The sequence below is a fragment of the Streptomyces sp. NPDC088354 genome, from assembly GCF_044753585.1.
GTDB lineage: Bacteria > Actinomycetota > Actinomycetes > Streptomycetales > Streptomycetaceae > Actinacidiphila.
The window spans coordinates 73,683-89,453 of the sequence record NZ_JBIVNJ010000030.1; the positions used below are offsets into that span (position 1 = coordinate 73,683).

The window sequence follows — 15,771 nt, forward strand, 5'->3', positions numbered from 1 at the left end:
ATGCGCTCCCGTACCGGTACTGCGACGCTGGGCGCATGACAGACGTCACCGCCCCCGTCCGGCGCGCCCGACCGGTCCTGCCGGTCGCCGCCTTCACGTTCGCGCTCGCCGTACTGGTGGTCTCCGGAATTCATCCTCGTGAACGCGGCACCTGGGTACTGGAAACCTTCTGGATCATGATCGGACTGCCGCTGGCGGTCGCCACGCGGCGCCGGTTCCCGCTGACCGGACTGCTGTGCGTCCTGCTGGCCCTGCACGCCCTGGTCCTGTCCGTGGGCGGTCACTACACCTACGCCCAGGTGCCGTTGGGGGACTGGCTGCGCGACAGTCTGGGCCTGTCGCGCAACCCGTACGACCGGATCGGGCACCTGATGCAGGGTTTCGTGCCGGCCGTGCTGGTCCGCGAGATCCTCGCCCGAACCTCCCCGCTGCGCGGCAGCCGGTGGCTCGCGCCGCTCACCGTGTGCGCCTGTCTGGCGTTCAGCGCGTTCTTCGAACTACTGGAATGGTGGGCCTCGCTGATCGGCGGCGACGCCGCGGACTCGTTCCTCGCCACCCAGGGGGACGTCTGGGACACCCAGTGGGACATGTTCTGTGCCCTCGTCGGCGCTGTCCTGTCGCTGCTGCTGCTCAGCAGGGTGCACGACCGTCAGTTGGACACTCTCGCGCCGCGCGAGGCCAGGGCACCGGTTGCTGAAGCGTGAACGGCGGTGGAGTAAGCGGCACGCCGTCCCCCACGTTTCGTGATCCGTCACGCCGGGTCGCCCGGCCCGAGATCGTGGGCCGACGCCGTCGCCGTGCCCCGGGCCCTGCGGAACAGGCCGGTCTCCGTGCGGAGTCGCACTCGGCCCGCGGGCCTGGGGGCGCGCCGGCGGCGGTCGACGGCCACTCCACTCTCCCGCCCTCCGGCCCAGCAGCGAGCGTCGACGACCGCCGGGTCGGTGGGGTCGGGGAAGGTGACGGGCCCCACCGCATCCCGACCTCCGGGGATTGCCGCCGTCAGGCCGTTTCGGCGTAGCGCTCTCCCGCGTACGCCCGGATGACCGGGACCACCGCATCCGGGCCTCCGGGCAGGCGGTCCAGCCGGACCAGGGCGTAGGCCTGGTGGCCGTCGAGCAGGTAGCTGTGCGGGAGGTCCAGAGCGGTGCCGGGCAGCGGCCACACCACGAGCCAGGGCCGCGTGTCCTTGCTGCCCGGGTACAGGGGGCCGACCGACACGGCCGCGATCTGTGCCCAGCGGAAGTACTGCTCGTCCTCCGTGACTTGGCGCATGCCGATACCGGAGGGACCGATCCGCAGGCGCAACGGCCGGAGCCATCGGAAGAGGGACCGGCCCGCGAGGGGCAAGCAGGCAACGGCGCCGAACAGCGCACAGATCGCGACGAGGGACCCGAGACCCGAGGTGAGGCTGCTGATCAACTGCCAGAAGGAGTAGGCGAGGACCACGGCCGCCGCGGCCCACACCAGCGTCCAGGTGCCGGCCTGACGCGCGTCGACGAAGACCTGTTCGCCGCCCGGCACGCTCCGCTCCGGTCCCGACACGGTCACCGGGATCGGCGGGCGCACCGAGCGCGGCGCCGTCTCGAAGCGGGCGCCCGCGTACTCGGCGAGTGCGGTGGTCAGTTCGGCGACGCTCTGGTCCAGGTCCCTGCAGTGCACGAGGGTGTAGCGGGTCCGGTCGTCGCCCCAGCTGATGTCGGCCTTGCGGGGGAGCGTCACCCCCGGCGCGGTCCACAGGGCCAGCCGAACCTTCGGCGGCGCGATGTGCTCGTCGACGTTCTCGCCGGCGTTGGAGACGTGCCAGAGGGAGACGGCGTCGATCTGCTCCCAGGCGAGCTCGGCGTCGTGCAGCGTGATGCCGAACCCGTCGATCCGCAGCCGGAAGGGCCGCTTCGCCTTCCGCAGGTCGTGCAACCCTCGCAGGGCCGCGACCACGGACATGAACAGGACGAACAACGCGGCCATCCAACTGTCGCCGGCGTCGTTGCCCGATGTCACCCGGCCGTTCGGCGCGATGGCGGCCAGCCACACCAAGGCGCCTGCCATCAGGATCGTCCCCACGACGAAGAACTGTCGGCCGCGCCGTCTCAGCGTCCGCTCAACTGTGAATTCCATTGCCCGTCCCCTCGCTTGCCATCCCGCCCGGCACCCATGGTGCGGCCCGGCACGCCCCGTTTCCGGCTCCGCCGACCCGGTGGTTGCCCAACCGTGACGTCCGCGAGACAACACCGCCCAGCCGTCGCTCCGGCGGCCCCGGCCGTTCACCCCGGCGCCGCCGCCAGGTGGTGTGACCTGCGGTGCCGGCGTCATGGCACGGGGCTCTCGAATGCCGGAGTCGGGGGTCACAGGCAGAGCCTGCACCTGCGACAGGTAGTCGATGTTGGACGGCGCTGGGCGCCGCGACAACGATTGACGCGGTGAACACCCCTTCGAAAGGCATGGGAATGACGAACGACACGCACGGCCGCGTCTGGCTGATCACGGGCTGCTCGACCGGATTCGGCCGGGAGATCGCGCTGGCGGCGCTGGCCGCCGGCGACCGGGTCATGGCCACCGCGCGCCGTCCGGAAGCGCTCGCCGACCTCGAGCAGGCCGGCGGCGACCGGGTCGGATCGGTGGCGCTCGACGTGACGGATCCGGCATCCGTCCAGGCCGCGGTGAAGGCGACACAGGCCGTCTTCGGCCGCATCGACGTCCTGGTGAACAACGCCGGGTTCACCATGCTCGGCGCCGTCGAGGAAACCTCGATGGACCAGTTGCGATCGCTGATGGAGGTCAACTTCTTCGGTATGGCGGAGGTCACCAAGGCGGTGGTCCCCATGATGCGCGAGCAGGGCAGCGGGACGATCGTGCAGATGAGCTCCCAGGGTGGCCGGATGACCCACCCGGGGCTGGGCGGCTACGACGCGTCGAAGCACGCGGTTGAGGCCCTCAGCGAGTCGTTGTCGAGTGAGCTGGCGCCTCTGGGCATTCGGGTACTGATCGTGGAACCCGGCATGTTCCGCACCAAGATCACCAAGAATATGGTCCTGGCTCCCGAGAACCCGGCATACGCGGCGACTTCGGGTGGCCTCCGCCAGATGGTCGCCGGAGTGGAGGGCAATGAACCGGGTGACCCCGCGAAGGCCGCGGCGGCCATTCTCGAGGTGCTCGACGCCGAGCACCCGCCCCTCCGTCTCGTACTCGGCGGTGATGCGGTGGACGCCATGCGCGAGCACCACCAGGCCCTGCTGTCCGACATGGTCACCTGGGACGCACTGAGCCGCTCGACAGACTTTTCGTGACCAGGCGCGGGCACTGACCGCAGCGGGCCGCGTTGTCCCTCACGCGGAACAGCTCGCGGGATGCAGCCCGCTGCATCGGCGGAGATGTACTACGCGGTCGCGGAAGCGGCCGTGATCGGAGTCGCCGAGGCCCCATGGAAGGAAGGCCACGGCCGTCGTGGTGGGGAGGACCGGCGTGCCCGCGGCCTGCTCCACTTTCCGTCCGCACATTTTGCGCCCCTCGCGCGGCCGGGCGGCAGGTGCCTGAGCGGTGGAGGGGCGGAGAGGCGATGGTGCGCACCGAGCCCGCCCCCACATCCCAGAAGCGTGCAGGCATCGCGCGCAATCGCGCCCTGTCGTGCGGCTCGGAGGAGGTCCGCACCCCGTCCCGATCTCCTCGACGCCGAGCGCTGTCATCCCCTGAAGTCCGGCATCCGGTTGCGGTCGACCTGGGCGTGTCTCCCGGCGCCATGCAGGCCGACCGGACGACGCCGACACCCGAAGGAAGACAATGACCAACCCCCACGGCCGTGCCGACATCCGCGACATGCTCGTCGTCCATGAGGCCTTCCGCAGGGCCTACGGCAAGATGCCCGGCCTCGTCCTGGCCGTGTCCCCTGGCGACACTGCCAGGGCGGCCGACGTGGCAGACCACATCGAGTTGATCAAGGAGTTCTTGCATCTGCATCACAAGGGCGAGGACGAACTGCTGTGGCCGAAGCTCATGGCGCGGGCGACGCAGGACGTGGCCCCGAAACTGGCGCTCATGGAAGAGCAACACACTCGGATCGACGCACTGATCGCCACATGCTCCGCCGGCCTTGCGCGGTGGAGAAGGAATGCCGCCGCATCCGACCGCGACCAGCTCGCCGCGGCGCTGCGGGCGCTCGGTGAGGCACTGACAGCGCACCTTGCCGTCGAGGAGGCGGAGGTGCTGCCCATGGTCGACCGGTACGTCACCGCGGCCGAGTGGCACGAGCTGGGAGACCACGCCATCAACGGCCTTCCCAAGAAGAAGCTGCCCATCGTGTTCGGCATGCTGGCTTCTCTTGCCGAACCTGCGGTCGTCACGCTGATGCTGGCCGGCGCTCCCCTCGTGCCGCGCATCATCATGCCCCTGCTGGGACCGCGGGCCTTCGCGTCGCACGCCAGGAAGATCTATGGGGCCGGCGGTTTCTGAATCGCGGGTAGGCGTGGCCGAGAAAGTGACCACGTGAGCGCGTGCACGACGTCGACGATGCGGGACAGCACCCAGGTCTCGGATATCGGACAGCTCGGCACTTTACGGAGCCCGCCCCTTATCATCATAAAATGACGCAAATGGATCGTGATTTCGCGGCGGATGCCGCGACAACGGCTTTCCACGGCACCATGTCCCAGTTGGCGGCGCACATACCGGGAGCGTATGCGAGGCAGGCGCCCGACGGTACGCGATCGGTTTTCACGACTCTTCCCGTCGCCACACTCAATGCCGTGTATGTCGACTATGAGCGGGATTTGGGTGTTGCGGAGGCTTTCGCCAAGGAACTGTCGGCAGAGGGATTGCCGTGGTCCGTCCGGTTCCGTGGGGAGGTCGACGAGGAACTGATGGAACTCGCCCGCGGTTTCGGTGACGTGTCGACCGCCGCGCTTCCCCTGCTTCTGTGGGATGCCGAAGTGGCCACACTTCCCGACGTCGTCCCGGAGGGCACCGCGGTCCGCACGGTGTCGGGGGAGGAGAGCGAGCTCATGGCGGGTGTGCTGGTCGCCGCGTTCGGGATGCCACGGGACATCGCCGGCGCGCTCTCCCTGCCGGCGCTGCTGGACGCCCCCAATGCGACCGGGTTCGTACTCGACCGGCAAGGTGAGGCCGTGGCCACCGGACTCAATGTGCTCGTAGGTGACCACGTGGGGTTGTTCAATGGAGCGGTCTCGCCCGAGCACCGGCGCAATGGCTACTACCGTGCCCTCGTCGCGGCACGCCTGCGGCACGCCGTCGCATCGGGAGCCCGCCACGCCTTCACCCAGACCTCGCCCATGTCCCGTCCCTTGTACGAATCGCTGGGCTTTCGTCCCGCGGAGACCTGGACGTACCTGATCCCCGCGCAGGGCGCGTAGCCGCCGTCGCCCTGCCCCAGTCGTACGAGGCGGCCCTACGCCGATTCGAGGAAGTCGTGCCGCCGCGGGGCTGCGGCCACGTCGGCGCGCCGGCTCAACGGCTCTATTCTGGCGGGGTGTTCTCACCCGAGGGACCTTCGTTGCGTGACCTGGCCGTGCAGGCACTGTCGTCCGTCGAGCGTGGCTACGACCTGCTCGCCCCGAGGTTCGACCACACGCCGTTCCGTACCTCGGACCGCATCCTCGACGCGACGGCCGCGGCGCTCCGCCCGTACGGGCCTTTCGGTGACGGGTTGGACGTGTGTTGCGGAACGGGAGCGGGTCTGCGCGTTCTGCAGCCGCTGTGCGGGGGCCGGGTCGCGGGCGTGGACTTCAGCGCCGGCATGCTCGCGCAGGCGCGCCGTGCTCACCCGGACGCGGAGTGGATACGTGCCGACGCGCGCACCGCGGTCTTCGGCGCGGAGTTCGACCTGGCCGTCAGCTTCGGTGCCTTCGGGCATTTCCTGGCCTCCGAGCGGCCGGCCCTGTTCGCCGGGGTGCACCAGGCTCTTCGGCCCGGCGGGCTGTTTGCCTTCCCGGTCTTCGCACCGCCCCGGATCGCCTCCCGCGGCTACTGGGTGCCCGCCGGGTTCGACGCGGCGATGCGGGTCCGGAACGCGGTCTGGCGGCCGCGATTCGTCATGTACTACCGCACATTCCCGCTTCGCGCGGTGCGCGCCGAACTGTCCGCGGCCGGTTTCGCCGTGCGGACCGCCGCGGTGCCCGAGTTCGGACGCCGCCCGGACGGCGCCCCTCATTGTCGTCTGGTCCTGGCCCGCAAGGCGTGACGACCGGCCCCGGATCGAGGTGGACGGGGCGGGACTGTGCCGATGCCCCTGACGCTGGCGCGGGCGGAACCGTTTCGCCGGGTGCTGTGTCCTCCTTCACAAGTGGTTCCACGCCGGGGTGCCGGCTGGGAGGGGGAGGGCCATGGGGAAGATCCGCGAGGGGGCACGGTGGGGGACATGGGCTGTCGGCGGCGTCATCGGCCTGGCGGTGCTGTACCTCATAGGGGTGTTCGCGTTCGGTGGCGCGGCGTGGGTCACCGCTCCGTTCCGGGGGGCGGAGGAGCAGCGGGACAACACCGTCGGTTCGGGTGAGTTCCGTCAGACGACGTACGAGGAGTTCTTCGATCTGTGCGCGGCGGTGCAGGACGCCGAGGGGACGATCCAGGTGCTCCAGGAGGAACGCAAGACCGCTTCTGAGACCCGCGCGACGCAGATCGACCAGTCGATCACCGCGCTGAGGGCCACCCGGATCGAGTCGGTGAACACCTACAACTCCAAGGCCGCCCAGGAACACCGGGCACCGTTCCGCGACAAGGATCTGCCGTACCGGCTGGATGTCGCCGCAAAGCGCACGACGTGCGCCAACTGATCCGCGTCTCGTCCCGGGAAGAGGGCAGCACCGCATGAAGAAGTCCGCACGCATCATTCTGGCCGCACTCGTCGCGCTCGTCGTGGGCCTGGCGCTGACGTCCTGCACCGAGTCCAGCCAGGACAAGGAGAACCAGGCCAAGCAGGACAACTATGACCACCTGGTGGCCGAGCAACCGGCGGGCCGGATGGAGTACTCGCCGACCCGTGAGGCGATCAACCAGTGGATCAAGACGTGGGGGAAGCGGGGGAAGCTTTCCTATGTCTACATTCAGAACGCCAAGGGCGAGTACGGGTACTTCATCATGAAGGGCCTGCCGGTGCCGCGGTGCAAGATGCTCACTCCGACGGAGAGGGTGGAGTCCCGCTCCGACGGCGTCGCGGTCCTCGCGCAGCCGGGAATGGACGGCACGTACACGTCGGGTTCCACGTGCAATGCCTACTACGGCTTCGACGCGACGACGGGCGCGTACATGGAGTTCACGGTCGGCACGAACCAGTCGTTCTTCCTGTTCGACAAGCCGATGACGATGCCGGAGTACGCCAGCGCCAAGCAGTTGGGGCCGTCCTCGGTGAAGGACGTCGCCCAGCAGTCCTGAGCGGCCGGGGGACGGGCCGGCGCCGCCGGAGGTGTCCCGCCCGGTCGCGCAGTGACGCTGTGGGACCGTTGGCCTCGAAGCCTGCCGCTCGGGCATCAAGGCACGCCAAATGCAGGTGAGGTGGTGCCCTGGGCTTCGGTTCGCGTAATAGCGTGCCGCGTCGATCGCTTGAGCGTGCACCCCTTGTGTGGAGTCTGATGACCTCGACCAGACTGGGCCGATGCGATTCGCCTTACCTGCGGCGGCGTTGGTGCTGGCCGCCGGCGGTGTCGTCGCTGTCGGCCCTACGACCGCTGCCGCGGTCTCGGTGCCGATCTGCACCAGTGATGTGGAAGCCACGGGCGTGAGCGGGCTGTGGCTCGAAGTGCCCGGCACGTCGTCCGGAAGCTCGAAGTGTTTTCTCGAGCAGGGCGACAACAGCGAAGCGGTCCGCGCGCTGCAGTACTCGATGAATCGCTGCTACGGAAAGAGCCTGTCGCTCGACGGGGACTTCGGCCCGGCGACCAGGACCGCGCTGCTGTCGGTCCAGAAGACCATCGGCGCCGCGCAGGACGGCGGATACGGCACCGAGACGCGCGGCAAGATGCTGCACGCGGGTACCGTCAACGGCCGCCAGAAGTGGTCGCACGACGGCTGGAGCTGATCGACGGCGCCCGGGTCGAAACGTCACGACCCGGCGGCGCGAGGGTGTGAGGGGCGTGCCGGGCCGGTTCGGTGCCGGCGCCCCCTCACGGCCGGCGCACCACCCGGACGGGCCCCTGCGGAAACGCCACGGTCATGCCGTCCACGCCGGCCCGTACTGCGTCGGCGATGAGTCCGACCGCTTCAGGTGGCGGGGCTATCGCCCCTGACGCCAACCGCTCTGCGGCGCGCCGAAGGCCCTCACTCCCACGGGGAGCGGGGGCCTTCCGCCTTTCCCGCGCGCCTGGTGGTGTGGAATCGCCGATCAGGTGGAGCCGGTACCCTCCTGCGCGGTGACGGCCTGCCGCGGCTGCGGCCGCCGCGCACGGGTGTGCCGGTCCGCCGGTGACGGCCGGCAGGCCGGTCATCCGTCTTCGCCCGCGTGTGCGAGCAGTTCCTCGGGTGACCAGGCCAGGCGCCCGTCGGCGAAATCGGCCAGCACGCCCCGGACCCAGGCCAGTTCGGCCGCCGTCATCGCCCGCACGTATCCGAGCTCCAGCGTCGCGATGCGTGGCAGCCCGCTGTCCGCCTCCCGGGCGAGGTCCGCGTCGTGCTGGGCGAGGGCGGCCTCCAGCGCCTCGGCGCGGCGGCCGAGCGCGTCCCGCAGCGCCTCCGGCGTGAGCATCATGAGCAGCGACAGGGCGGCGGGGAACTCGGGGAACTCCTGCTTCGGCGTGGAGAGCATCTCGTCGAGCCAGCGGTGTGCTGTCCGGCTGCCCGCGTCGGTGACCTCGTAGACGGTGCGCTCGGGGTACTGGGCGTCCCGGCCGGTCTCGCGGACGGCGATCAGTCCGGCGGTGAGCAGGCGGTCCATGGTCCGGTAGAGCCCGGCCCGCTGGCCGACGTTGACGACCTGGTCCTTGCCCCATTCCTTCAGCAGGCGCTGGACGCCGTAGGGGTGCAGCGGCTTGTAGTGCAGCAGGGCCAGGACGGTCAGGGCCAAGGGGGAGCTGCGGGGCGCGGTACTCATGACCCGATGCTACCCACCGTCGAACTAGTTGACGCGCAACTAGTTACAGTGAGACTATTCCGTCATGACGAACTCGACTGGCACGACGAACGGCAAGGTTCGCTCCGCACTGGTCATCGGCGGCGGCATCGCCGGTCCGGTCACCGCGATGGCGCTGCAGCGGGCGGGCATCGAGGCGACGGTCTTCGAGGCGTACGACGGCCCGGCCGAGGAGGTCGGCGGCGGCATGGGACTGGCGCCGAACGGATTCCAGGCGTTCGACGCGATCGGCGTGGGTGATGCGATCCGCGCGGTCAGCACCGAGATGAACGGCATCGTGCTGCAGAGCTGGAACGGCAAGAGGCTGGCCGAGTTCGGCACGCTGCCCGGTATCGATCCGACACGCTTCGTGATCCGCGCGGAGCTGTTTCGCACCTTGCGTGAGGCGGCCGGGGAGCGGGGCGTGACCACCGTCTACGGCAGGCGCATCGTCGACGCGAGCGAGGACGCCGACGGTGTCACCGCACACTTCGAGAACGGCAGCACGGCGACCGCGGACGTGCTGATCGGCGCGGACGGGTTGCGTTCCACGGTGCGCCGGCTGATCGAGCCGACGGCGGGCGTGCCGCAGTTCGCGGGCACGGCCGGGTTCGGCGCGATGGTCGCCGACGCCGGCGTCTCGCCCACCGACGGCATGATGCACATGGCCTTCGGCAAGCGGTGCTTCTTCGCCTGGCAGGTTTTCGCCGACGGCACGGGCCTGTGGTTCATCAACCTGCCGGTGACGCGGCCGCTCTCGGTCAACGAGCAGCGCGAGCGCGGCGGCGCGTACTGGCTGGCACACCTGGCGAAGGTCTGCGAGGGCGACGCCACGCCCGCCGAGGCGATGCTGGCGGCCACCGACCCCAAGGCGATGCTCTTCGCCGGCAGCACCGAGAGCATGCCGCGCTCGGTGCGCTGGAGCCGCGGCCGGATGGTCCTGACGGGGGACGCGGCCCATGCGCCCTCCTCCAGCTCCGGCCAGGGCGCCTCACTCGCCGCGGAGAGCGCCGTCGAACTCGCCCGCTGCCTGCGCGACCTGCCATTGCCTCAGGCGCTGACCCGCTACGAGGAGCTGCGCAGGCCCCGGGTGGAGCGGATCATCAAGGAGACCGCCCGTACCAACGCCCGCAAGGCGGCGGGCCCGGTCGCGCGGGTCATCCGCGACGCGCTGCTGCCGGCGATGTTCAAGCTGATGAAGCCCGAGAAGAACGCCTGGCAGTTCCGGTACCCGATCGAATTCGACGCCCCGGTGGCGTGACAGCCGGACACAGGATCGATCCGCCCGCCGACCGCGGTCCACGACATACCTGCCAGGCACGACGTGGCCGCCGCCGGCGGCGACCTGCCCGTGACCGCCCGGCGCTGCTCGTCCTTCGCCTCGTGGAGGCCGACGTCGGCGGTTTCACCGGTGGACCGGTGGGCGGCTGAGTATCGGCCTCGATGAGAGGATCTCGAGTCGCGTCTCGGCGGCCTCGGAGACGTCAGTTGATCCTTTGGCGTCTGACCCTCCGGGCGACGCCATGAGTCCGCGCAGTTCCTGTTCGAGGACCCATTCCAGGCCCAGGATCCGGCGTCCGAGGGAACGGGACCTCACCGACGTTCCGGCCCGTACCCGTGGAGCGAAGAGTCTCCGCGGGGGGCCTGCGTGAGCTCAGGCACTTGTGGTTCGGGCCATGGCGAAGGTGCCAGGTGCCACCACCGACGGAACCCTGCTGCAGGTACGGGTCCTTGTCGACGCCTTTACTCCGCCTCTGGCAGGCTCTCCGTGATCCTGGCGCTGACGAGGCGAGGAACCCCGTCCTCGGAGCCTGCGTCGGCTCAAGCGGCCTGCACACGACTCCGGCCCCTGCTCGACGTGCCGTCGGGCCGGGGCCGGATCTTGGTAGCGGGGGCGGGATTTGAACCACGCGACCTCTGGGTTATGAGCCCAGCGAGCTACCGAGCTGCTCCACCCCGCGTCGGTGCACTCAGCTTACGCTCCTCGGGCGGGCTGCGCTGGGATTTACCGCGAAGGTTCCTAGCTGTACCGCGTTTCTGCCGACATTGCCCTCTCCTGCGCTCGGGCCGGGTGCCCGCGTCGGCTACCGCGGACGATCGCGTCATTCCCCAGGGTAAGTTCACGCCATTCCCCAGGTCCTGGCCTGAGAGGCTAGGTAGCGCCGGGCAGTCCGAGAGCAACCCAGAGTGCTGAGGAGAGCTCTTCCGCGAACAGAGCCGATCCGGTGAGCGTCTGCCGGACTGCTTCCTCATCGGGCGTCAGCCCGGCAGCGGCCGACCACGAGAGTGCGCCTGCCACGGCAGGTTCGATGGGGAAGTGCTCCAGGGGTATCTCGTAGCCTTTCGCCATGTCGCGGTTCAGGAGGCCGTTCCAGCTGTTGCCGTCCGGTGTGAGGGCCTCGATGAACCCCACATCGCTGTCGAGGAAGGACACCATGACCGCCGGCGTCCCCGTTCTCTGCACGAGGGTTGACAGGCTGCGCCGTCCGGCGCCGGCGAAGTCCATCACCTGCCAGCCCTCCGCCATCGCCTCCGTGCCGTCGATGCCCGTGAACCCGGCTTCCCGCATGAGCTGCTGCAGTTCCCCTGGGGACCGGGTCGCCAATGATCCGCCTGAGTTTCCCATGGTCAGCAAGCTAGTGGATGCCTCTGACAAGCCGGCCCGTGCCGCCCAAAAGCCGGAAGGGGAAGCCGGGACGACGGATTCCGGTGGCCCTTGTCGGTCGAGTCCTGTGGTGCTCGTTGGGACGGCAACCGGGCCTGTTCACCATCACCTCGTGGCTGGTGTCGACGAGCCGGTCCAGGGGCGACTCGGCGGTGACGGGGTTGGCCTGTCGGTGTCGAGCCTGACCACCCTCACCCCGACGACTCGTTTCCCAGAGTCCGCCCCCAGGGCCGAACGTGGACAGGCCGCGCTCTGGGACCGGCCGGTCGCCATGATCGAGGGCGATCACCTGCAGATGATCATTGATCCCGATCAGACAGCACAGATGATCAACAAGCTCATGCAGGAATGGGCGTCCTTGCTGGGCCTGGAACATGACGGATGAGTACGGCTTTGAGACGGAGGGGGAACAGCACGGCCGAACAGGCTGCTGGGCGGCTTCCCTCGGGGCCGGGCCGGCTCGAAGGCCCGCGAGACCTGAAGGGCGCCGGAGCCGTTCGATCGGGGTGGGCGGCCCACAGGGTGGGCGGCCGGGACTGGAGCATCCGGCTGGTTGCCTCACGCGGACCTGATCCAGCCGTATACGGAAACCGCGGTTCGCCGCCCCGATGATTCGATGCTCGGTGGGGAACGGCCAGTCTGTGGCTTGCCGAACAGCCGCGCCCGGAGACTGCCGCCGAAGTGGTGCCCCAAGCGCAATGGCTGATGCTCCGGCCGTTGCTCGTGGATGTCGTCCGGCCCGGGATCCTCATGCCCAACAGCGCGCCGAGCCCAGCATCTTTCGCGGCAGTATCCCGCCCGGCCCGGCCCGGCCCGGCCCGGTCCGCACCACACCGGGCACGGGCGCATGCCGACGATGGACCCGAGCTCCTCGCCCACACGTTCCGCCTCCGTGGCGCCACTCATGACCCACGAGCCGGTCGGCCGATCGAGCCGTACCTCGACCACTCCGCCCCGCAGCTGTGTGAAAAGCCCTGGTCGCACTAGCCGGCGTCACCGCGTCCGAACCGGGGGGCCGTACCCACAACTCTTGACGATCGCCCGTGCGGAGCGCGCACCGCGGATGAAGCGATGTACCGAGAGCAGGACGCGCACTCCGTCACCCTGTGGCCGGCGGGGCTCACCAGACGTACAAACATCGCCTGCGCACATCTTCCTGACCGCTACCTGACATCGCGTGACTACCGTCCCGCGCATGCGTACACCTCCTCATCGCCTATGCGGTCACCCGTACAGCACCCGTAGAAACCTCCGCTACGCGGTCGGCGCGACCGTCGCGGTGTCGGCAGCCGTCGTCGCACTGGTTACGCCGACCGCGGCTGCCGATGCCGCACCGCGCAACCTGTCCTCCACCGTTGGCGGCGCTGCCCGACAGGACACCACCACCCACGTGGGCGCCACGACCGCACGAGAGCGCGCTCGGATCAGCGTGTACTGGACCCCCGAGCGCATGAAGCTGGCAGGGGCCATGGTCCCCGAGATCACCCCCGTGCCCGAGGACGACAACACGCCGGACGACTCGCGGCCGCTTCCCGCGAACACGCCGGACTCCGGGAGCGTGTGGACACACGGCGGGGCGGTGGACAGGAACGTCGGCCGCCTGTTCTTCACCTTCGACGACGGCTACGACGGGAGCTGCACCGCGACGGTCGTCGCCGGCGCCAATCGCAGTACCGTCATCACGGCGGCGCACTGCCTGAGAAGCGTCGGGTCTCCTTCCGCCGACGACACCTGGAACCACAACTTCTACTTCGTGCCCGGCTATCGCAACGGAACGAAACCGCTCGGCGGCTTCACCGTCAGGACCATGGCCACCTCATCCCGCTGGAACGCCGATCCGGACACCACGGAATCGTCGGACGTCGCAGCCGCCGGCTACGACACGGGATTCCTCGTGGCGAACCCCACTGCCGAAGGGAATCCGATCGCAGACATCACCGGAAGCCAGCACATCGGGTTCGGCCGGCCCGTCCAGGACGAGTTCGTCCACACCTTCGGGTACCCGAACTACGGACTCAACGTCCCCAGTGACACATACGTCGGGTCCCGCATGATCCACTGCGCAGGCCCGAGCCACCCCGGCCCGGTGGTCCCCCTGCTGTGGGGTGAGACCTGCGACATGTCCTCCGGCTCGAGCGGCGGGCCCCACCTGGCCCACTTCGACACCCGCACCGGCACCGGCACCGTCGTCGGCATCACCACCTCCGACCAGGAACTCGCGGGCGGGCAGACCCCCACGCTCTACGCCACACGCCTCGGTGACAGCGCGCACCGCCTCTACAACTGGGCACAGTCGCGCTAAGACCCGCCCCTGAAAAGGAGGTTTCTCGCGCGCCGCCGCAACCCGCGCAGTGGGCGGGCCCCAGAAGCCTGCCGCCACCGCAGCCGAACGGCGCCGCGCCGCCCGCAAGGCCGAGCGGCACGCCATCGGCAGATCGCATCCTGTCTGAACACGAGCCGTTGGCGCCCCTTTGCGTGGATGACTTCGCTGAGGCAACGTCACGCAGCGGCTGGTCCCGTCCCAGGCGCTGCGAACGGGCCGACGCGCCCAAAGTTTGCCCCCGCATCGCCCTGCTCTGGGCGGTCTTCGTGTGATCGCTGTGTCCGGTTGGACGGTGCATGAGGAGGCGAAGGCGGGAAACGATATGCGTACGCTTGTAAACGTGCACTGTGGAGGCTGGTATGACCGAGAGCAAGCGTCCTTGGGGGCGCTCAGTGGACGGGCCCTGGTGGCGGTTTGTTCCCAGAAATCGGTGGACGGGCGTCCTGGGCCTCGTCGCTGGAATCCTGTTGGTGGTCCAGATGATGATCGTGCTGGTGGATCGTTCTTCCGCCGGGCAAACTGTTTTCGGTGTCTTCCTCGGCCTGGTGGGGATTGCTCTCATCGTTTCCGGTGTGGATGGCCTCCGGGTGTTGAACCGGCACGAATCCCGCTGACCCTGAAGTGTGAGAGGTAAACGCCGGCGGCTCGGAGGGTGTCAACGGCTTCGGCCAGTCCCGGTCGCGGGGTGACACCGGTCTTGAGCAGATCTGGTGCCTGAATGCCCAGGAGTGCCGGAATCGCCGGGTGGAGATGGACTGATGCCCTTCGGACGACAGCTCGAAGTCCGCGCCGGCCTGAAGCGTGAGGCGGGCGGCTCGTCCGGAGGGGCTGTCGTCCCGGGCGAGAGCGGCTTCAAGGCCGCTGCGGATCACAGGCCTATTCTGTCGGATGCCTGTTGGTGAGCGGCCGGCTTTCGGACAGGTGAAGAAGACCCATCTGTCGGGAGGTGATGAGGCAACTAGCGAGCTTGAGGAACGCTTCGTGGATGTCAGCTCTGTGTTCCCACCGGATGCGAAGGCCTCGGAAGCCGTGGAGCCAAGCAAAGGTCCAGTCGACCACCTACGGGTGGGACCATCCTGTGCCGTGGCGGCCCCGCGGCGGGCGATCGCGGGCATGATTCCGCGAGCGACGGACCTGGTAGCGATAGAAGTCGTGGTCGTATCGCCGGTCGGTGCACATCGAGTCCGGCATGCGACAGGGCTGGCCCGGCCACGGACCGGCGGGACCGCGTCGAGCAGGGGCAGCAGTCGAGTGACGTCGCTGCGGTTGCCGCCGGTCAGCAGGACCACGAGCGCGGTGCGGTGTTCGTCGGCGTCAGGTGGTACACCGATCCAGCTCGGCCCGGTTGACTGGCGAGGGGCCTGTGAGCATCCCCTTCTGGTGCCCTGACGTGGGAGGAGTCGGCCACACACCGCGATCAGCCCAGCCGGGAAGCCTCGTGCAGCCCGACCAGCAGGACCTCCTGCAGCCGATGCCAGACGCCGGCGTCCCTCAGGTGCTGGTGTGCGCAATGCGGCCCAGTGCCTCCCGGTCGGCCGACAGCTTGCTGTCCGGGTACCGGAAGGCCCCTCGCGCTGCGGCGGCAGCGGCTGCAGCGGTTCCACAACTCATCCGAAACGATCCACGCTGAGCTCCCTCGGTGTATCGAGCACTCAACGCTTGCCCAGAGCAAGGCCATCGGGGCCGATCCACCCCATTGCACCAACCGTTACAATAGGACATATCGCCCGGAGAGAATTG

15 protein-coding genes, 1 tRNA gene and 1 pseudogene are annotated in these 15,771 nt (G+C 69.2%); 12 read left to right on the forward strand and 5 right to left on the reverse strand.

What is annotated here, in order from left to right; translation table 11 throughout:
• Positions 1 to 35 precede the first annotated feature (35 nt).
• Positions 36 to 704 (forward strand): DUF2238 domain-containing protein, encoded by a 669-nt coding sequence (locus ACIP98_RS31560; protein ID WP_401979132.1) that lies wholly within the window; start codon positions 36 to 38, stop codon positions 702 to 704.
• Between the two features lie 295 nt (positions 705 to 999).
• On the opposite strand, the gene ACIP98_RS31565 is transcribed toward ACIP98_RS31560, so the two are convergent.
• Entirely contained in the window at positions 1,000 to 2,115 is a 1,116-nt protein-coding gene (locus ACIP98_RS31565) for a hypothetical protein (RefSeq protein ID WP_319662304.1), read from the reverse strand.
• A gap of 302 nt (positions 2,116 to 2,417) precedes the next feature.
• Here ACIP98_RS31565 and ACIP98_RS31570 point away from each other — a divergent pair, with 302 nt between their 5' ends.
• The 7 genes from ACIP98_RS31570 to ACIP98_RS31600 all read left to right on the forward strand — a co-directional run bounded on the left by ACIP98_RS31570 (position 2,418) and on the right by ACIP98_RS31600 (position 8,017).
• Complete coding sequence (locus ACIP98_RS31570; protein WP_319662303.1) at positions 2,418 to 3,284, forward strand: oxidoreductase; 867 nt, start codon at positions 2,418 to 2,420, stop codon at positions 3,282 to 3,284.
• A 490-nt stretch (positions 3,285 to 3,774) separates the two neighbouring features.
• Positions 3,775 to 4,443: a hemerythrin domain-containing protein gene (locus tag ACIP98_RS31575; protein ID WP_319662302.1), complete on the forward strand. Its 669-nt coding sequence runs from the start codon at positions 3,775 to 3,777 to the stop codon at positions 4,441 to 4,443.
• A 131-nt stretch (positions 4,444 to 4,574) separates the two neighbouring features.
• Positions 4,575 to 5,360, forward strand: coding sequence for a GNAT family N-acetyltransferase (locus ACIP98_RS31580; protein ID WP_401979133.1), 786 nt, complete (start codon positions 4,575 to 4,577; stop codon positions 5,358 to 5,360).
• Between the two features lie 116 nt (positions 5,361 to 5,476).
• Positions 5,477 to 6,187: a class I SAM-dependent methyltransferase gene (locus tag ACIP98_RS31585; RefSeq protein ID WP_319662300.1), complete on the forward strand. Its 711-nt coding sequence runs from the start codon at positions 5,477 to 5,479 to the stop codon at positions 6,185 to 6,187.
• A gap of 142 nt (positions 6,188 to 6,329) precedes the next feature.
• On the forward strand, positions 6,330 to 6,776 hold the full coding sequence (locus ACIP98_RS31590; protein ID WP_319662299.1) for a hypothetical protein: 447 nt from the start codon (positions 6,330 to 6,332) through the stop codon (positions 6,774 to 6,776).
• 34 nt (positions 6,777 to 6,810) lie between these two features.
• A complete protein-coding gene (locus ACIP98_RS31595; RefSeq protein WP_319662298.1) occupies positions 6,811 to 7,374 on the forward strand; it encodes a hypothetical protein in 564 nt (187 codons plus the stop codon).
• A 220-nt stretch (positions 7,375 to 7,594) separates the two neighbouring features.
• Positions 7,595 to 8,017, forward strand: coding sequence for a peptidoglycan-binding protein (locus tag ACIP98_RS31600; RefSeq protein WP_401979135.1), 423 nt, complete (start codon positions 7,595 to 7,597; stop codon positions 8,015 to 8,017).
• Between the two features lie 402 nt (positions 8,018 to 8,419).
• Here the strand turns inward: ACIP98_RS31600 and ACIP98_RS31605 are convergent, their stop codons facing one another.
• Positions 8,420 to 9,025, reverse strand: coding sequence for a PadR family transcriptional regulator (locus ACIP98_RS31605; protein WP_401979137.1), 606 nt, complete (start codon positions 9,023 to 9,025; stop codon positions 8,420 to 8,422).
• A 64-nt stretch (positions 9,026 to 9,089) separates the two neighbouring features.
• Between ACIP98_RS31605 and ACIP98_RS31610 the strand changes: the two genes are divergently transcribed.
• Positions 9,090 to 10,304, forward strand: a complete 1,215-nt coding sequence (locus ACIP98_RS31610; protein ID WP_401979139.1) for an FAD-dependent oxidoreductase — start codon at positions 9,090 to 9,092, stop codon at positions 10,302 to 10,304.
• Positions 10,305 to 10,926: 622 nt separating this feature from the next.
• On the opposite strand, the gene ACIP98_RS31615 is transcribed toward ACIP98_RS31610, so the two are convergent.
• Positions 10,927 to 11,004, reverse strand: a tRNA-Met gene (locus ACIP98_RS31615).
• Between the two features lie 191 nt (positions 11,005 to 11,195).
• Positions 11,196 to 11,669 (reverse strand): hypothetical protein, encoded by a 474-nt coding sequence (locus ACIP98_RS31620; RefSeq protein WP_401979141.1) that lies wholly within the window; start codon positions 11,667 to 11,669, stop codon positions 11,196 to 11,198.
• 151 nt (positions 11,670 to 11,820) lie between these two features.
• Between ACIP98_RS31620 and ACIP98_RS31625 the strand changes: the two genes are divergently transcribed.
• From ACIP98_RS31625 to ACIP98_RS31635, 3 genes are all read left to right on the forward strand, one after another.
• Positions 11,821 to 12,093 (forward strand): hypothetical protein, encoded by a 273-nt coding sequence (locus tag ACIP98_RS31625; protein WP_401979142.1) that lies wholly within the window; start codon positions 11,821 to 11,823, stop codon positions 12,091 to 12,093.
• 810 nt (positions 12,094 to 12,903) lie between these two features.
• Positions 12,904 to 14,010, forward strand: a complete 1,107-nt coding sequence (locus ACIP98_RS31630; RefSeq protein WP_401979143.1) for a trypsin-like serine peptidase — start codon at positions 12,904 to 12,906, stop codon at positions 14,008 to 14,010.
• Positions 14,011 to 14,390: 380 nt separating this feature from the next.
• The gene (locus ACIP98_RS31635; RefSeq protein ID WP_401979144.1) at positions 14,391 to 14,645 is read left to right on the forward strand and encodes a hypothetical protein; all 255 of its coding nucleotides are present in this window, start codon (positions 14,391 to 14,393) and stop codon (positions 14,643 to 14,645) included.
• Between the two features lie 262 nt (positions 14,646 to 14,907).
• Here the strand turns inward: ACIP98_RS31635 and ACIP98_RS31640 are convergent.
• Positions 14,908 to 15,753, reverse strand: a pseudogene (locus ACIP98_RS31640) (IS5/IS1182 family transposase).
• Between the last annotated feature and the right edge of the window lie 18 nt (positions 15,754 to 15,771).